The following is a 15,270-nucleotide window of genomic DNA, read 5'->3' as shown; positions in this document are numbered from 1 at the left end:
AAACGAAAGCCGCCCCGGCACCAAACCGGGGCGGCTTTCACCTGCCTCTTGACAACAGATGCCTACATATCAGCTTTCGCGCTGGCAGTCAAGTTTGACGTTGGGCATGGTTGGTCGACCAGGCAGGATGCCTGGCGTTCGACGCGATAAACAGTGCACCGGGAAAGCGGTGGGCCGTCGTGGTCCGGCAGGCTGATGAGTCGCCGTGAGCGGCAGGTTTTCTTGTGCGCCGTGATGACGGCCCAGGTAAGACCAATCACCGACATTTAGTGTTGAGCGCGGGTCGCGGGGCGGGCCGCTCAAGTCGTTCGGAGCGAGGCGGCGAGCGGCGTCCAGCGATCGGCGACCGTGCGCCTGTGCCGTGCACGTGGATCGGATGCCGGAGGGTGATGCTTGCATTGGAGAACAGAACTGAGGAATGCAGGCGACGGTTGGACCAAGCAGGACGCTTATCCTCCTTAAGGTAGGATAATAAGTATGACAAAGGCGAAGGTGTCGGTGACGATAGATCAGGCTGTGCTTGCGGCGGCCGATGCGGATGCCCAGGCGGTCGGCTTGAATCGTTCCGAGATGATCGAGCGGGCCCTGCACCACGAGCATCTCCGGATCTCGCTGGACCACTACACCGCGCACACCGTTCCGGCGTTGGATATCGACGCCTACGCGCAGACGGTCTACCAGGCCAACCGGGCCGCAGGCCTTTGATCACCCCCGGCGACGTCAGGCCGCGCCGCGACACCGGACACGAGCTGTATGTTGTCGTACTCTCCAACGCGATACACCTCGCCGCTGCAACCGGGCGCGTGATCACCTGCCCGTTCATTCCCGGTGAAATCCCCAGTGGCACAATGGCGATGATTGTATCTGTGCAGCAACCCAAGGGCGTTGTCCTGCCCGAGCTAGTTCAGTGGCTTCCCGCGGTAGCGCTCGACGAATCCATCGGCAACATCGGCGCAGCAGCCCTCGCCGACACGACGGCAACCATCGCGGCCCTCGTTTCCTGATTCAGCGCAAAGACCGACCCGGTGTCGCCGTCACCGCCTTGAGAATGCCGGATATGGACCACGGTCGGAATATCTCACCGCTCACGACGTCATCAGGACCGCGACGAAGGCGCCCGAGGGCGACGATCTCGTAGTTGCCGTTCTCGCCGCGGCAGCCGATTCCGGCATAGAAGTCGACGAGGCTTATTTGGCGCCGCGTGCTCGAATTGGAACCGCTCGACCTGTCCGACGTGCGCGAACATCTTGCCCTATAGCTCGCCAACGACCGTCAGGTCAGCTTGCCGGCAACGGGATGGTGGTCGGGTGCGGACAGCCTGTTCGGCCGTCTGGTTGAGGTGAACGGCGGTGTCGCCGCCGTCGCGAAAAAGCTCGGCGTGAATGCCAAGCACCTTGCCTGGGTTGCGGATTGGAGCCGTCGACTTCGGGCAGTCTAGCCCGTATGGGGAGGCTGGGGCCGCACGGCATGTGAACGTGGGTTTACGACCGGTGGTAGCAAAGGTGAACACGGCAGCGACTGTTATCCATGCATAACTGATATTATACATGAAACACGGCACCGCTGAGCCGCCTCCGTTGGGGCTACCGCCGTGTTGTCCCTGCTCAGTCAATCTGTGATCGGCTCACTTTAGTTGGCGCATCTGCCAGAGTGCGCTCACTTTAGTTGACACACTTGCCCGCGACACGCTCAGTTTAGTTGGCGCAGATTCGCGTCGCGTCCTAAAGCCGGTGTAAAAGGGGTGCATCGCCTGGGCCGTACTGGACCGCGCATCTCGCGGCTGGCGCGGATTCGCCATGACCCCGGCCGGGGTACGCCAGCTCCAAGACCTACGCCGCGCCCTGCTGCACCCGCCGCGACAACTACGGCCCCAGCACGCCCCAAACTCTGCGGGCAGCACCACCGAAGCCATCAGCCAACGGCGTAACATCACCCACCGAAGGCAGAAGCTACGTAGGCCCATTTACACCGGATTCCGGACGCCCCCCAGATTCGTTTGCCCGCTGAGCCGCCTCCGCCACCCGCCACAGTGGGATGGCTTTGGCCGACCAGGCACTCCTGAGCGCTCACCGTGCACGGTGGAAGCGTATCGGCCTGGTCGGCGCTGGCCCGACCACGCTCGCCGGCGGACTCAGATACCTGCATCTGGCCGACCGATCAAGAAACCCGGGTGCACACCTGCCCGACGGGTTCGGTGATCACGGCTTGCCCCGCGTCGGCCAGCGCGGTGATCCGAGCCGCCGCGTTCACGTCGTGGCCGAAGTAGTCATCGTTGCGGCGCACCGCGGTGCCGTGGTGAATGCCGGCCCCTTTTCGGCATAAGCGTGGCTGCGATGATCCCCACCGGCCGCCAGACTCGCTGGGCGCCCTTCGACGGGCTCAGCATATGGCCGCAGGCCGGGGTCATCGCAGCACGGCGGCAGATTTTCGAGCATTCGCCGGTGAGCTCCTTTGTCCCCGCGGTGTTGCGTTGCTGTCGGGAAACGACTGCCACGGCGAATCCGACGCTGCCGCAGCCGGTTTCGGGCTCGGCAAGAGCGCCCAGGCCGGAGCGGCCGGCGAGCAGCGCCATGAGCACCAGCACGGGTTCCATGTTGCATGGTCAGCTCCGGTGCTGGTGTTCGGGCTGCAGCCGGCCGACGCCGGGCAGGAACCGGCCGACGCGGGCGGCGTAGTCGGTGTAGGCCGGTCCGTGCACCCGGTCCAGGTAGGGCTCTTCGGCCAGGCGCACCTGCACCTGGATACCGGTCACGGTGATCACCACGCCCGCCAGGGCTACCGGGTTGGGCACCATCAACGCCAAGCCGCCGAACGCGACGATCACCGCGGAGAAGATCGGGTTGCGGCACACCCGGAACGCGCCGGTGGTGACGAGGGTCGTGTGTTCGGCCTCGTCGATGCCGATGCGCCAGGACGCGCCGAGCGACAGCTGAGCGGCCAGCGCCAACGCGATGCCCAGCACTGCGACCGCGATACCGACACCGCGCACCACCGGGTGATCGGCCACAGCCAGCGGCGCCAACCCGGCCAGATCGGCCAACGGGGCGCCAACACCGACCGTCAGGTAACCAAGGTCGGTGCCGGCCAGCGCCCACCACTCCAGCGAGCCATCCGGGCGCCAGGTGCGCCGGTTGCCGCTGTCGCCGGTGCGGGCCAGCTGAATGTGCCGGCGCAGCGCGCCGTCGAGCAGCATCATCACCGCGAACAGGACCAGCGCAGCGATAGCCATCATGTGTCACCTTCCGTTCAGATCGGTTTGGCGGCCACCCCCAGCAGATAATCGCCGCGGATGCGGGTCACCGATCCGAGCACCACCAGGCCGTCGCGGGCCAGCTCATCGAGGAACTGCCCGGCGCTGAACCGGTCTTCGGTCGGGTGGTCAAACAGCCGCCGGTAGCTGGGGCGGGCCAGGGCGTGCGCGGTCACCTCGTCGAAATAGAACCGCCCACCCGGGGCGAGCACCCGGGCGACCTCGGCCAGCGCTGCACGCCAGTCCGGGATGTGGTGCACAATGCCGAAATCGAACACCGCGCTGTAACTGTCGTCGTCGGCATCCAGCGCGGTGCGCAGGTCGGTGGCACTGCCCTGAGCGAGCCGCACCCGATCGCCGTAGCAGGCCAGGCGCCGCCCGGCCCGGCCGATCATCGCCGGATCCAAGTCCACGCCGTCCACGGCGGCGGCGCCGAACCGCTCCAAGATCAGCCGACAGCCGTACCCGGACCCGCACCCGATTTCCACCGCCCGGGCCCCCGGGATCAGCCGGCCGCCGAACCGCAGCAGCACCGGCACCTCATAGAAACGTTGCAGCCAGCGCCGCGGCGGGGAGTTCACCAGTGACGTCTCGGCCCGGTTCATCAACATAGGGATCTGCCTTTCCACCATTTAGCCGCGCACGTCACCCCGTCGCTTCCGCGGCCGGCTGTAGTGCGCCGACGGGCTTTTCGGTCCAGTGCGGGTGGGCTGCGCGGCGAACAGACCCAGCCCAATCAGCAGCAGCTGACGCCGCCCGTAGCGATCCCCCGGTGTCCCGCAGACCAGCATCGGAGCGGCCGGCACCAACACGTAGACGTTGGCCATCCACTGCAGCACACTGGCGCCGACCACCAAATCGGCGGCGATCGTCGGCAGCGCCGCGGTCATAATCGTGATGTTCCAACCCGACGGTGCTCACCGCGATCAGCAAGCCCGCCAGGGCCCACCAGCACCTGGCGTGGGACCCGAGCACCCGGACCTCCCGAATCAACGCCTGAGATCGCTATCACCATGGTTTGACAATTGATATATGGGTGACGCTATCATCGCGTTATGGCGATGACAAGTGGGAAGCGGCCGGCGCCGCGCCCGACCCATGACGTGGCGCCGGCGGTGGCGCTGTTTCACGGTTTGTCCGACCCGACCCGGCTGGCGATTCTGCAGCGGCTCACCGAAGGGGAAGCCCGGGTGGTGGATCTGACCGGCTTGCTGGGGACGGCGCAGTCGACCGTGTCGGCGCATCTGGCCTGCCTGCGCGACTGTGGCCTGGTGGTTGGCCGTCCCGAGGGTCGGCAGGTGTTCTACTCGCTGACCCGCCCGGAGCTGATGGACCTGCTGGCCTCGGCCGAGACGCTGCTGGCTGCCACCGGCAACGCAGTGGCGCTGTGCCCCAACTACGGCACCGCCCGCGCCGCGGCGACGAGCAACAAGAGTGAGACGAGTAAGGCGAAGGTGAGTAACCGATGAGCGAGGCGTGCGGCTGCGGCCACGACGAACCCGATGCTGACGAGCGCAGCGAGGAGCACGAGCCGGACCGGCTCTGGCAGGTCAGTGAACTGCAGTTCGCCGCCCTGTCGGGTGTGTTGCTGTTGGCCGCGCTCCTCGCGGGCTGGGCCGGTGCGGCCCGGCCGGTGATCCTCACGCTGGAAGCGGTAGCGCTCGTGGTGGGCGCCTACACCTTCGTCCCGTCCACGCTGCGGCGGCTGGCCAAGGGCAAGATCGGGGTGGCCACCCTGATGACCATCGCCGCTGTCGGCGCGGTGATCCTGGGCGAGGTCGGCGAGGCCGCCACGTTGGCGTTCTTGTTCTCCATCAGCGAGGGCCTGGAGGAGTACTCGCTGGCCCGCACCCGCCGCGGCCTGCGCGCCCTGCTGTCGCTGGTTCCTGATCGGGCCACCGTGCTGCGCGACGGCGCCGAAATCATCGTGGCACCCACCGAACTGGTGGTCGGCGATGCGATGCTGGTCAAACCCGGCGAGCGGATCGCCACCGACGGCATCATCCGCCACGGGCGCACCGCGCTGGACGTCTCGGCCATCACCGGGGAATCGGTGCCCGTCGAGGCCGGACCCGGTGACGCGGTGTTCGCCGGGTCGATCAACGGCACCGGTTCACTCGAGGTGGAGGTCAGCACCACCGCCGCGGACAACTCACTGGCCCGCATCGTGCGCATCGTGGAGGCCGAACAGGCCCGCAAGGGCGCCTCCCAACGGCTGGCCGACCGCATCGCTCAACCCCTGGTGCCGGCCATCATGGTCGCCGCCGCCGTTATTGCGGTGGTGGGCAGCGTGTTCGATGACCCGCTCACCTGGATCCAACGCGCCCTGGTGGTGCTGGTCGCCGCCTCGCCGTGCGCCCTGGCGATCTCGGTGCCGGTCACCGTGGTGGCCGCGATCGGCGCAGCCAGCAAACTCGGCGCTTTGGTCAAAGGCGGCGCGGCGCTAGAAGCTCTCGGCGCGGTGCGCGGTGTCGCCCTGGACAAGACCGGCACCCTGACCGCCAACCGCCCCACCGTCATCGACGTCGCCACCACCAACGGCGCCACTCGCGACCAGGTGCTCGACCTGGCCGCGGCGCTGGAAGCACGCAGCGAACACCCGCTGGCCTCGGCCATCCTGGCCGCCGCCGGCCAGATCAACCCCGCCAGCGACGTGCAAGCCGTCACCGGCGCCGGACTCATCGGCCACCGCAATGGACACACCATCCGGCTGGGCCGCCCCGGCTGGCTCAACCCCGGAGCGCTAACCGGCGACGTAGCACGCATGCAGCAGGCCGGTGCCACCGCCGTGCTCGTCGAAGACAACGGCCACGTGATCGGCGCGGTCGCCGTGCGCGACGAACTGCGCCCCGAGGCCGCCGAGGCCGTGGACCAGCTGCGCGGCGACGGCTACCAGGTGGCCATGCTCACCGGCGACAACCACACCACCGCCGCTGCTTTGGCCGCCGAGGTTGGCATCGAGACGGTGCACGCCGAGCTGCGCCCAGAAGACAAGGCGAACCTGATCGAACAGCTACGCGCCCAACGCCGCACCGCCATGGTCGGCGACGGCGTCAACGACGCCCCCGCCTTGGCGACCGCCGACCTGGGTATCGCGATGGGCGCGATGGGTACCGACGTGGCCATCGAAACCGCCGACGTGGCGCTGATGGGTGAAGACCTGCGCCACCTGCCACAGGCGTTCCGCCACGCCCGCCGCGCCCGACGTATCATGCTGCAAAACGTCGGCCTGTCCCTGGTGCTGATCACCGCGCTGATCCCGCTGGCGCTGTTGGGCATCCTGGGCCTGGCCGCCGTAGTGCTAGTGCACGAGATCGCCGAGGTTGTAGTCATCGCCAACGGGGTACGCGCCGGCCGCGCCAAGCCACTGGCCGTAGCACCGGCCGGCCACCCGGCATCATCACCACGCACAGCCACAGCGGCGGCGTCTACGTGATCCCGAGCATTGACCACCCGAGGCGAAGCAACCCGGCCAAAGCGCATCATCCCGACCACCGGTTCAACACGCAACCTGACACACCCTCGTTCCGGCGGGGGCTGGCGCTCGTGATTCATGGTCTAGGACGTCGTCGGCGGCGTCATCGAGGTCACCGTCGGCTGTCCGCAGGCTCCATCGCGCTGGTCGGCTTGGGAATCGAACTCGGCAATCGAGGTCTTTTCGCCGCGTGGTGATCTGGCAGCTACGCGCCGTCGCCACGCGCGCCAGCGGCCCGCGCTGCGCGCGATCGCCGTCACCTTCCATGCACTGGCCGCCTACTACGCGATCGGTGATTGCTTCGCCGAACGGGCCGCCCGCACGGTGGCCGCCAACATCACCGGCCAGCTACACGGACACCCCCAGCCGGAAAGTACCTCGGCCAAGCCACCTGCTACATCCAATTCGGAGACGGGTTGGTGGCAGGTCGACATCGACTTTCGGTCCAGCCCGCAACCGGTCGCCACCTTCACGGCACCCTCACCCGAGTTCGCAACCAATACAACCGAACTCGGCTCTACCCGCCGGGCACGCCGGTTCTCCCGTTGACCGCCAGCAATCCGATCGGTGAGGCGGCGCAGCCGCGTGGCCCACGGTCAGGGCGGCAGAACCATCCGCGTCCCCGTGCGGGCCCGCGCCCCGCGACAGGTCCCTTGACGCCACCAACCACCGCGAATCCCGCGCACGTGTCAACCACCGTGGTGTGGGCCGCGTACGGGCGACGGTGGTGGCTGGTCGGCGCCGGTCGCCAGCCGGGTCTGGCTGCCGTCGCAACCCACCACGACCCACTCAGACAACGAGAACATCACGGCAAACACCGCAAGCGCGATCACCGGCCGCCTTCCAAGGGTGAAATCGCCGATACAGTCTGCGCAGCAACGGGATCGAGAAAATCCCGCCCAGGGCCGCGAACAACAGATTGCCCCGACACCGGTAACCAGGACGGGCCCCCGCGATTAAACCCAGGTGTGCAGCACGTGCGGCACCAGCTCCATCACCCCAGACACCGCGTGCCACACCGCGCCGAGAGCACCACGCCTCAACTCTGCCGGCGACCGTCGACGTCAACCGGGTCATCGCCGTCACCCGGTGTCGCGCCTGCGCCGAAGGGCAGGTCGTCGCGTCCTCCTACCCCCGGCGGAACCGCGCGAGATACCCCCGCCGTCCCCACGCGTGACCTGAGCCGACACCAGCAACCGCGCCAAACGGAGTTCTCTGGCTCGATCCGCCACCAGCGGCCTACCAGACGCGCGGAATACCCGACGGTCCCGTCCAAGCGACCGGTCTCATCGACAGCACACGCCTAATCGTTGCACGACCCGCGGACCCAGCGCTCCCGGGAATATACCCCTGGTGGTATCGCGTCTAACTTAGGGACACCCGAAGAGGAAGGACTGCAATGACAACCACCGAGACCCCCGCCCCCGTGACGAGCATGCCGCGTATCGGAGACCCGGCCCCGGCCTTCACCGCCACCACCACGCAGGGCGAGATCAACTTCCCCGCCGACTACGCCGGCAAGTGGGTCATCCTGTTCTCCCACCCCGCCGACTTCACCCCGGTCTGCACCAGCGAGTTCATCACCTTCGCCGCGATGCAGAACCAATTCGCGGCCTACAACACCGAACTCGTCGGCCTATCGGTCGACGGCCTCTACAGCCACATCGCGTGGCTACGCACGATCAAGGACAAAATCACCTTCCGCGACATGAAGAACGTCGAGGTCAACTTCCCGCTCATCGAAGACATCACCATGGAGATCGCCCAGAAATACGGGATGATCATGCCCGGCGAGGACTCCACCAAGGCGGTTGCGGGCGGTTTTTGTCATCGACCCCACGGGCGTGATCCGCGCCGTCATCTATTACCCGCTAAGCCTCGGCCGCAACTTCGACGAGCTGCTGCGCGTCATCAAAGCCCTCCAAACAGCCGAACACTTCGCCGTTGCCACACCGGCCGACTGGCGACCCGGCGAGCCGGTCATCGTGCCCCCCGCAGGCTCCTGCAGCACCGCCAAGCAACGCATGGACGGGCACATCGACGGCATCGAGTGCGAAGACTGGTTCTTCTGCACCAAACAGATCAGCGCCGACGAAGTCGAATCCGCCATCCGAACCGTCTGAAGGGTTCGCGCCACAGCACAATCCACAGATCTACACCAGTTTTCGTCATCCGAGCAAGGTGGCCATCACCGCAAGCACCGTATCCGTGATTCACCAGACGAAAACGGCGATACTAACCATGGGTAACTGATGTATACATGAAACAAATGGGCCGAGCCGCCGCCGTCGGGGCCACCGCCGCGTGGTGGCGGCCGACTCGTAGTGGTTTCGTGTGTTGTAAAGCCGACCGGGCAACTCGTAAGGGCTCACCGCGCACGGCGGAGACGTATCGGCGGCTGATGTTCTTGAAGTTCCGCTACCGGATAGGTCCGACCCTCCGCGTTGAGGCTCCAGACACCGCGCCGTGAATTCTCGGCGAGGCCCATGCCTTTGAGCTGACCGCGCCCACGCAAGTCTGCGGGCGATCTCGGTCCCGGGTCCATCACCGTGCAGAGCTGCCTGTTGCGCATCCAAGAAGTTCTCCCGCTCAAGGACGCTTTCGTTGATCTCGTCGATGGACCCGGAGTCGCCCAGATCCCGCATCGCGAGGACAGCGGGCCAGAGCAGCTCTTGGTACGGGGGCACGGCGGTCACCGTTGTGAACCTAGCGACGTTCCGGGAAGTAGTTGATCGACATGCGGTCTGACTCACCCGATCATGTATCACTGGCACCATTCGACACACCTGCACCAGGTTGACTGCTTGGCGGCTTCCGTCGGTGGTGGGTCTTAGAGTGAGACTAGAGCAGGAAAAGCGCAGGTGAGGAGCCCCGATGGCGGACCGTTCAGCGATCGAGTGGACCGAGGCCACCTGGAACCCCGTCACCGGGTGCGATCGAGTATCCACCGGGTGCGATCACTGCTACGCGATGACTCTGGCAAGGCGACTCAAGGCGATGGGGTCGGAGAAGTACCAGGCCGACGGCGACCCGCGCACATCCGGCCCCGGCTTCGGTGTCACGGTGCACCCGCAAGCGCTGGACGAGCCGCGGCGGTGGCGCACCCCCCGCGTGGTGTTCGTGAACTCGATGGCCGACCTGTTCCACGCCAAGGTGCCGATCAGCTTCATCCGCGACGTGTTCGACGTGTGTCGCGACACCCCGCAGCACACCTATCAGGTCCTGACCAAGCGGAGTCGGCGGCTGAGTCGCGTCGCAGAAAAGCTTGACTGGCCGGACAACCTGTGGATCGGCGTCTCGGTGGAGAACGCCGACGTTCTTAGCCGGGTCGACCATCTCCGCGAGGTGCCGGCCGCGGTGCGCTTCTTATCCTGTGAGCCGCTAATCGGTCCGTTGGACGGGATCGACCTCACCAGCATCGGCTGGGTGATCGCCGGCGGCGAGTCAGGCCCCAAGTATCGGCCGATGGAGCTGTCCTGCCCCAAGGTCGAGAACCTTATCGTAGCCCCCGTCGTCTAACCTGTTGCCGCGGTGGGCATCTCGTCCCACAGTTGGCCGTCGAGCTCGCGGCCGGCTGCCTTCGGGGTCCGGCCGCCCCACTGTTTGAAGAAGAACGGCACTCCCTCGGCGCGGCAGGCGTCGCGGATACCGCGCGCCCCCGGGTAGGTCAACGCTGCAGTAGTTCGACGCCGAGTCGGTCGACGTCGTTGGTGTTCCTGGTGACCAGCGCAACTCCGAGGGTCAGCGCGGTGGCAGCAATCATAATGTCCATGGCGCGACCGCGCGGACTGCGGCCTTGGGCCCGTAGGCGTGCGCACAGCAGGCCGTAGTGGTGGGCGGTGGTGTCGGTGAAGGCGATGCCGTGGCCGTAGACGGACTGGATCATGGTCAACCGGTGCTGACGACTCAGTCGGGCGTTGTCATCCGGTGCGCAGTGCACACCGAAATGAAGCTCTGCATAGCTCACCGAGCTGATTTGGCAGACCAGCCCCGACAGGTCGACTTTGGGAGCGACCAGGATGCTGGTGTCCAGGATGACTTGTCTAGGCCCAGGGGTCGTCAACGGTGTCGTCCTCGCGGGCGGCGCGTAGTTCGTCCTCCCAACCGGGATCCACGGCCGTGTAGATCCGCGCTGCCTGTTCCCCGGCCACCCATGCGGGTGTCGCTATTGGCACGATCCGGGCTACCGCGCGGCCGTTGACCAGCACCGTCACCTCGGCGCCGCCCTCGACCTCACGCAAAACGGGGGCGGGATTCTGTCTGAGTTCTCGCATCCCTACATCGGTCATGCAGCCAGTGTAGCCACAATGTAGATCATGATCTACATTGTGGCTCGCGCTCACCCAGGTACACGGGACGAAGCGCAAGCGATGTCGACGCGCGCGTGCTGATCGATGTGCCGTGGAGATCCCCCGCGACCAGACTTCATCCCTATCCCCCACCGCTGCAACAGCTCTCGGCTGTAGATGGATAATCGTCATTATCCATGAAAATTGGGCTTACCAACCGGCGGACTGCGAAGATGCTCGTCACCCTTATTCGACGAGGTACTCGACGGTCACGGAGGACATGTCTAGAACGGCCCGCAGCGCCTCGAGTCGGTGCGGTGCGACTGCCAGGACGAGCAGCCGGCGAGCCCTGCTGGCGCCGACGTAGAGGACACGACGCGCCTCATGGGTCTCAGGCGCCGCCCATAGTTCGATGATGTGGGGTCGCGCCCCCCTCGGGTCGTCTTCTATGTCGAGGAGCACGGCGTCCCATTCGCCGCCCTTGACTGCGTGGATGTGCGCGCTGGCGAGCCCCTGCGAGTGGTCGGTCGCCTCGCCCGCCCGGCTCCAGGCTGACCAGTCGGCGCTCTTGGCCTTCTGGAACCGCTGCCCGGTCGGGGTGTACCCGAAATCGATCACCGAGAGCAGGCCCGCGACGGTCGTTCTGATGGATGCGGTTGCTGAATCGACGTCGGTCCAGGTTTCGGATGCGTCAACCAACCGGGCGACCATGATCCGCAGCTGAGATCGGTCCATGCCGGCGGCGTCGAGCTGCTCGTCGCGGGGTACGCGGCGTAATTCGGCTGGGAACTTGATCGTCCCCAGCAGGACCTCCTCGACCACGATGATCGCGGCTTTGCGTTCGGTCGGATCCGGTGAGTAGCGCAGAGTGGCGATGGATCTGATCAGACGGGAGGTGTTGGTGGTCGACTCGGCGAGGCGCGGCACTCGTCCCGACAGGTCGTGGGCCGCCTTGCGGGTGGCGGCGAGGACGATTCGTTCGGCAGGGTCGATATTCAATTCCGTTGCCAACCGATCGAACTCCCTTCGAGCGTATGCCGGTGTTCCTCCCGCCACGTACACGACGTCGGCGTGTGGCGATTGGGAGGAGTCACGCCGCGACAGGATGGGCCGGGTGCTGATGGATCGAAGGCTCGATGCGATAGCGCAGATCGCCGGTGACGACCGCCAGTTGTCGTCGAGGTAGACGACCTGGTCAGTCTGCAGAGCGGAGCGGTAGCCGAGGTAGGAGCTCGGTTCGGCTTGACGGAATTCGTAGATAGCCTGGTCGGGGTCGGCTACGACGACAATGTGGATGCCCACGGACTGCAGTGACCGCAGGATTTCGTGCTCGATCGCCGAGCAGTCCTGGAATTCGTCGACGATGATTTCGGCGAACCGCGCTGTCAAACGCTGGTGCAGCCAGGCCGAATCGGCGTCGCGCAGAATGCTCAGGGCTTTGAGCCGTGACTGTTCGCAGTCGTAAATCCCCGAGGCGGTCAGCTCGTTGATCCGGCGCTGCGCGAGGTTGGTCAGGGCGCTAGGTGTGATGCCGACCTTATTTAGCTGTGCGACGTAGGGGCGATCGGCGGCCGGTGCGTCGGCGGGGTCATCGGAGGGATAGTAAAGGTCACCTGAAGCGTCGGCGTGGAAGTGCCCCAGCGCGAGTCCTGCGCCCACCACACTGCCGTGACGCACCTTGGTGTCGAATGTCGCCGGGAGATCGTTGTACGAGTCGACGTAGCGTGGCGGCTTGCCCTTCGCGCGGACGAGGATCGGAGTGACGAGGTACCGGTGAAGGAATCGGTCAAAGGTGCCAACGAAGTTGGGGGCATCGAGGGCCTGCGGAACGTTCGCGCAACGACGAGCTGCTTCGTCGACGGCGGCGTTGGTGAATGAAAGCAGCGCCGCCGCCTGACCTTTCGATGTGGCTGCGGCGATGTAGCGTGCGGCGATGGCATGGGTTTTACCCGCGCCGGGGCATGCCTCGACGAGTCGGACGTCGGCCGCAAGAACAGCCTCCTGTTCCTCACTGAGGTTCGTGTGCATCCGCATCCGCGTTCTCGGGGTCGGCGACCAGGTAGGCGACGTCTGCCATTAGGGAGTTGATGGCACCCTTTAGGTAGGCCGGAATGTCGAAGGAAGCAGAATCGTCTTGCTCGCGTCGTTCGGCGATGGCCTCGCAGACGAGTTGCGCGAAATCGCCTTTCCCCAAGTCGATGTCGCCGGTCTCGCGTTTGATTGCCTTTGCGAACGCCGTGGCACGCGTTGGTATGTCCTTGGCCAAGTTACTGAATAGCTCGTCCCATTTGTCCTCCGACTGTGGGTGCATCTTGAGGTAGGCGCGCTTGAGCAGTTCCTCGTTGGCGACCATCGAGAACAACTCGGCCTCCAGTGTCGTCCCGCCGACGAACACCTCCAACCGGGGCTCGTCGGGAAACAACTCCAAATACCGTTTCCTGCGCTGATCTCCGAGGCGCCGCGGTGTCGGCTTGGTGACGGGATCACCGTCGGTGACGACAATGACCTTGTCGACGCGGTGTGCGGGCCCATTTAGGAGCAGCTTCACGTACGGCTCGAAGTCCACGCCGTCGATGGCGACGAACGACGCTGCGGCCAGATGGCGGAGTCTGATCTCGTCCCCGTCGCATGCTAGCCGCGCCAGTTCGGGCAGCACGATCGCTTCGGCGATCCCCTCAATGAGCACGACGTGCCGCGCGAACAACACCGCCGACCGGGTGACGGAGAGGTAGCGATCGAGTTTGCGGACTTCCGCTGGCGTCAGCCCAAGTTTGCGGAGGGCGGTGACCTCGGTGCGCCATCCTGCGCGGTCGCTCGCTCCGCCGGTTCCCGCGACGGCACGTTTCGTGCGCGAGGAGACCACGAGTTTGTCCACCGATACGCTGCTGGCGAGGTTGGGTGAATGCGTCGACACGACTACCTGTACGCGGCCGGCGGGATTGAGGCTGTCGTCGGTGGCGGCTTTCCTGCGTGACTGAGCCGCTTGGTCTTCGAGGTATTTCAGCAGCACCGATTGCAGTTGCGGGTGGAGATGCGCCTCGGGCTCCTCCACCAACAGCAGGGTCAGGTCGTAGTTCTTGGCGTTTACGAGTTGCACGATGATCGTGGCGATGTAGGCAAGGTTCGCGTAGCCGAGTCCGGAGGACGCCAAACGGATGGGGTCGATGTGCTCGTCGGCGAGTTGGATGCGCAGCAGGCCGGCAAGGCGGCGCAGGTCCTGGTCCTTGCCGACAAGCTGCAGGTCGTGGCGTCGCGATGGCGGGGTGATTTGCTCCATGTGCTCGGAGATCCGGTTGCGCGCGGTTTCGGGTAGCGGAAGTGTCGCGATGGAGCGCAGCGCCGCGTTGGCCGCAGAGCGGAATTCCTCTCGCTTGGGCTTGTCGTTGTCTGCTGAAGTGAGCACCTTGAGCACGTCAGCGATGCGCTCGCCGCTACCGGAATCCAGTTCGCGGATCGCGTCGCGCAGCGGTGGCAGGTACACATGCGCGATCCGCTTGCGGTTGATCGGTTCGGGATCCTCGACACTCGAGCGTCCGGTCGAGTGTCGGGCCGAACGCCACTGTGGCAGATCGACGTCGCGCGAGTAGGTCACGTTGTAGGTGAGCACGTCATCGGAATCGACGAGTTGGGCGAGAAAAATCGCCTTTTCGGCGGTGCTCAGCTCGTCGTAGGCAGCGGCGATCCTCACCTCAGTGGTGTCGTCGGTTCCGCGGGTCGGGTCGGTTTCGGCGGAGAAGCTCACGCCGGGGCCCTCGGTCGCGGCCGTCGTCGCCAACCGGATCGCGTCGATGACCGCGCTCTTGCCCGAGGCGTTCTCCCCGACGAGCACCGTCAGATCCTCGGCAAAACAGACCACCACGTCTTCACAGCTGCGGAAGTTCGATAGCGATAGACGCGAGAGCCTCACGATCGGTCGACATCCCTCGCTCCGCCAGAGGACATGCTGGGATTGCGATGGTCACTACACTGCCAGCGGCGCACTCCGGCAGGGATCCCTGCGATCACGCGTCGCATCCGCCGACCACGCCGGCTTCGGTGCGGTCGGCGCGCCAGCGAAGGAAGCGATGACCAATAAGACGCTGACCACTCCCCACTGCCCTATATCTCCCCATCCACATCGTCAGCGACAGATCTCCAGACACATTGACACCTTCGGCGGCTGCCGCCCTCGCGCCACGCCGGGCAACGATGCAACGCCCCCCGGTAGAACAACACATTTCGCGAGTTCAGCAGATTCTGCATAAGGCGAGTGGTTA

Annotated in this window: 13 protein-coding genes and 4 pseudogenes; 7 read left to right on the top strand and 10 right to left on the bottom strand. The window is 65.7% G+C overall.

The genetic code is table 11. From position 1 onward, the window contains the following. The first annotated feature begins 477 nt into the window (after nucleotides 1-477). The 3 genes and pseudogenes from AO501_RS28070 to AO501_RS40855 all read left to right on the top strand — a co-directional run. Entirely contained in the window at nucleotides 478-705 is a 228-nt protein-coding gene (locus AO501_RS28070) for a ribbon-helix-helix protein, CopG family (RefSeq protein ID WP_055580842.1), read from the top strand. After that, nucleotides 702-1,004 carry a hypothetical protein gene (locus AO501_RS28065; RefSeq protein WP_055580841.1) on the top strand — a complete coding sequence of 101 codons (303 nt, stop codon included), beginning with the start codon at nucleotides 702-704 and terminating at the stop codon, nucleotides 1,002-1,004. The genes AO501_RS28070 and AO501_RS28065 overlap by 4 nt, the downstream gene beginning before the upstream one ends. Before the next feature lie 741 nt (nucleotides 1,005-1,745). Next, nucleotides 1,746-1,898, top strand: a pseudogene (locus AO501_RS40855) (IS256 family transposase); the annotation flags it as partial. A gap of 259 nt (nucleotides 1,899-2,157) precedes the next feature. On the opposite strand, the gene AO501_RS36400 reads toward AO501_RS40855, so the two are convergent. Genes AO501_RS36400 through AO501_RS28045 form a run of 5 tightly spaced genes read right to left on the bottom strand, consistent with a single transcriptional unit; the run spans nucleotide 2,158 to nucleotide 4,149 of the window. Beyond that, on the bottom strand, nucleotides 2,158-2,283 hold the full coding sequence (locus AO501_RS36400) for a hypothetical protein (protein WP_231752630.1): 126 nt from the start codon (nucleotides 2,281-2,283) through the stop codon (nucleotides 2,158-2,160). Beyond that, nucleotides 2,267-2,584 (bottom strand): hypothetical protein, encoded by a 318-nt coding sequence (locus tag AO501_RS28060; protein ID WP_156452827.1) that lies wholly within the window; start codon nucleotides 2,582-2,584, stop codon nucleotides 2,267-2,269. Before AO501_RS28060 ends, AO501_RS36400 begins: the two co-directional genes overlap by 17 nt. Nucleotides 2,585-2,602: 18 nt before the next feature. Next, nucleotides 2,603-3,229, bottom strand: coding sequence for a methyltransferase family protein (locus tag AO501_RS28055; RefSeq protein WP_055580847.1), 627 nt, complete (start codon nucleotides 3,227-3,229; stop codon nucleotides 2,603-2,605). 17 nt (nucleotides 3,230-3,246) lie between these two features. Beyond that, nucleotides 3,247-3,855: a class I SAM-dependent methyltransferase gene (locus AO501_RS28050; RefSeq protein WP_055580846.1), complete on the bottom strand. Its 609-nt coding sequence runs from the start codon at nucleotides 3,853-3,855 to the stop codon at nucleotides 3,247-3,249. A gap of 27 nt (nucleotides 3,856-3,882) precedes the next feature. Continuing rightward, the gene (locus AO501_RS28045) at nucleotides 3,883-4,149 is read right to left on the bottom strand and encodes a hypothetical protein (protein WP_256101437.1); all 267 of its coding nucleotides are present in this window, start codon (nucleotides 4,147-4,149) and stop codon (nucleotides 3,883-3,885) included. Nucleotides 4,150-4,305: 156 nt separating this feature from the next. Between AO501_RS28045 and AO501_RS28040 the strand changes: the two genes are divergently transcribed. The 4 genes and pseudogenes from AO501_RS28040 to AO501_RS28025 form a co-directional block, all read left to right on the top strand. After that, the gene (locus AO501_RS28040) at nucleotides 4,306-4,719 is read left to right on the top strand and encodes an ArsR/SmtB family transcription factor (protein WP_063892938.1); all 414 of its coding nucleotides are present in this window, start codon (nucleotides 4,306-4,308) and stop codon (nucleotides 4,717-4,719) included. Beyond that, nucleotides 4,716-6,686, top strand: coding sequence for a heavy metal translocating P-type ATPase (locus AO501_RS28035; RefSeq protein ID WP_055580838.1), 1,971 nt, complete (start codon nucleotides 4,716-4,718; stop codon nucleotides 6,684-6,686). The genes AO501_RS28040 and AO501_RS28035 overlap by 4 nt, the downstream gene beginning before the upstream one ends. A gap of 1,438 nt (nucleotides 6,687-8,124) precedes the next feature. Then, nucleotides 8,125-8,848: pseudogene (locus AO501_RS28030) on the top strand (peroxiredoxin). A gap of 751 nt (nucleotides 8,849-9,599) precedes the next feature. Continuing rightward, a pseudogene (locus AO501_RS28025) lies at nucleotides 9,600-10,196 on the top strand (DUF5131 family protein); the annotation flags it as partial. Nucleotides 10,197-10,240: 44 nt separating this feature from the next. Here AO501_RS28025 and AO501_RS36395 read toward each other — a convergent pair. From AO501_RS36395 to AO501_RS28005, 5 genes and pseudogenes are all read right to left on the bottom strand, one after another. Then, a pseudogene (locus AO501_RS36395) lies at nucleotides 10,241-10,378 on the bottom strand (DUF5131 family protein); the annotation flags it as partial. A 14-nt stretch (nucleotides 10,379-10,392) separates the two neighbouring features. Continuing rightward, the gene (locus tag AO501_RS28020) at nucleotides 10,393-10,788 is read right to left on the bottom strand and encodes a PIN domain-containing protein (RefSeq protein ID WP_063892937.1); all 396 of its coding nucleotides are present in this window, start codon (nucleotides 10,786-10,788) and stop codon (nucleotides 10,393-10,395) included. Next, a complete protein-coding gene (locus tag AO501_RS37480) occupies nucleotides 10,769-11,014 on the bottom strand; it encodes a type II toxin-antitoxin system Phd/YefM family antitoxin (RefSeq protein ID WP_063892936.1) in 246 nt (81 codons plus the stop codon). Before AO501_RS37480 ends, AO501_RS28020 begins: the two co-directional genes overlap by 20 nt. Nucleotides 11,015-11,260: 246 nt before the next feature. Next, nucleotides 11,261-13,042, bottom strand: coding sequence for a UvrD-helicase domain-containing protein (locus AO501_RS28010; protein ID WP_197419964.1), 1,782 nt, complete (start codon nucleotides 13,040-13,042; stop codon nucleotides 11,261-11,263). Next, nucleotides 13,023-14,921 (bottom strand): ATP-dependent nuclease, encoded by a 1,899-nt coding sequence (locus AO501_RS28005; protein WP_269435190.1) that lies wholly within the window; start codon nucleotides 14,919-14,921, stop codon nucleotides 13,023-13,025. The genes AO501_RS28010 and AO501_RS28005 overlap by 20 nt, the downstream gene beginning before the upstream one ends. Nucleotides 14,922-15,270 lie beyond the last annotated feature (349 nt).

Origin of the sequence: Mycobacterium gordonae (assembly GCF_001417955.2) — a bacterium.
In the GTDB taxonomy this organism is placed as follows: Bacteria; Actinomycetota; Actinomycetes; order Mycobacteriales; family Mycobacteriaceae; genus Mycobacterium; species Mycobacterium gordonae_B.
This window is presented reverse-complemented; position numbering and strand designations above follow the sequence as displayed.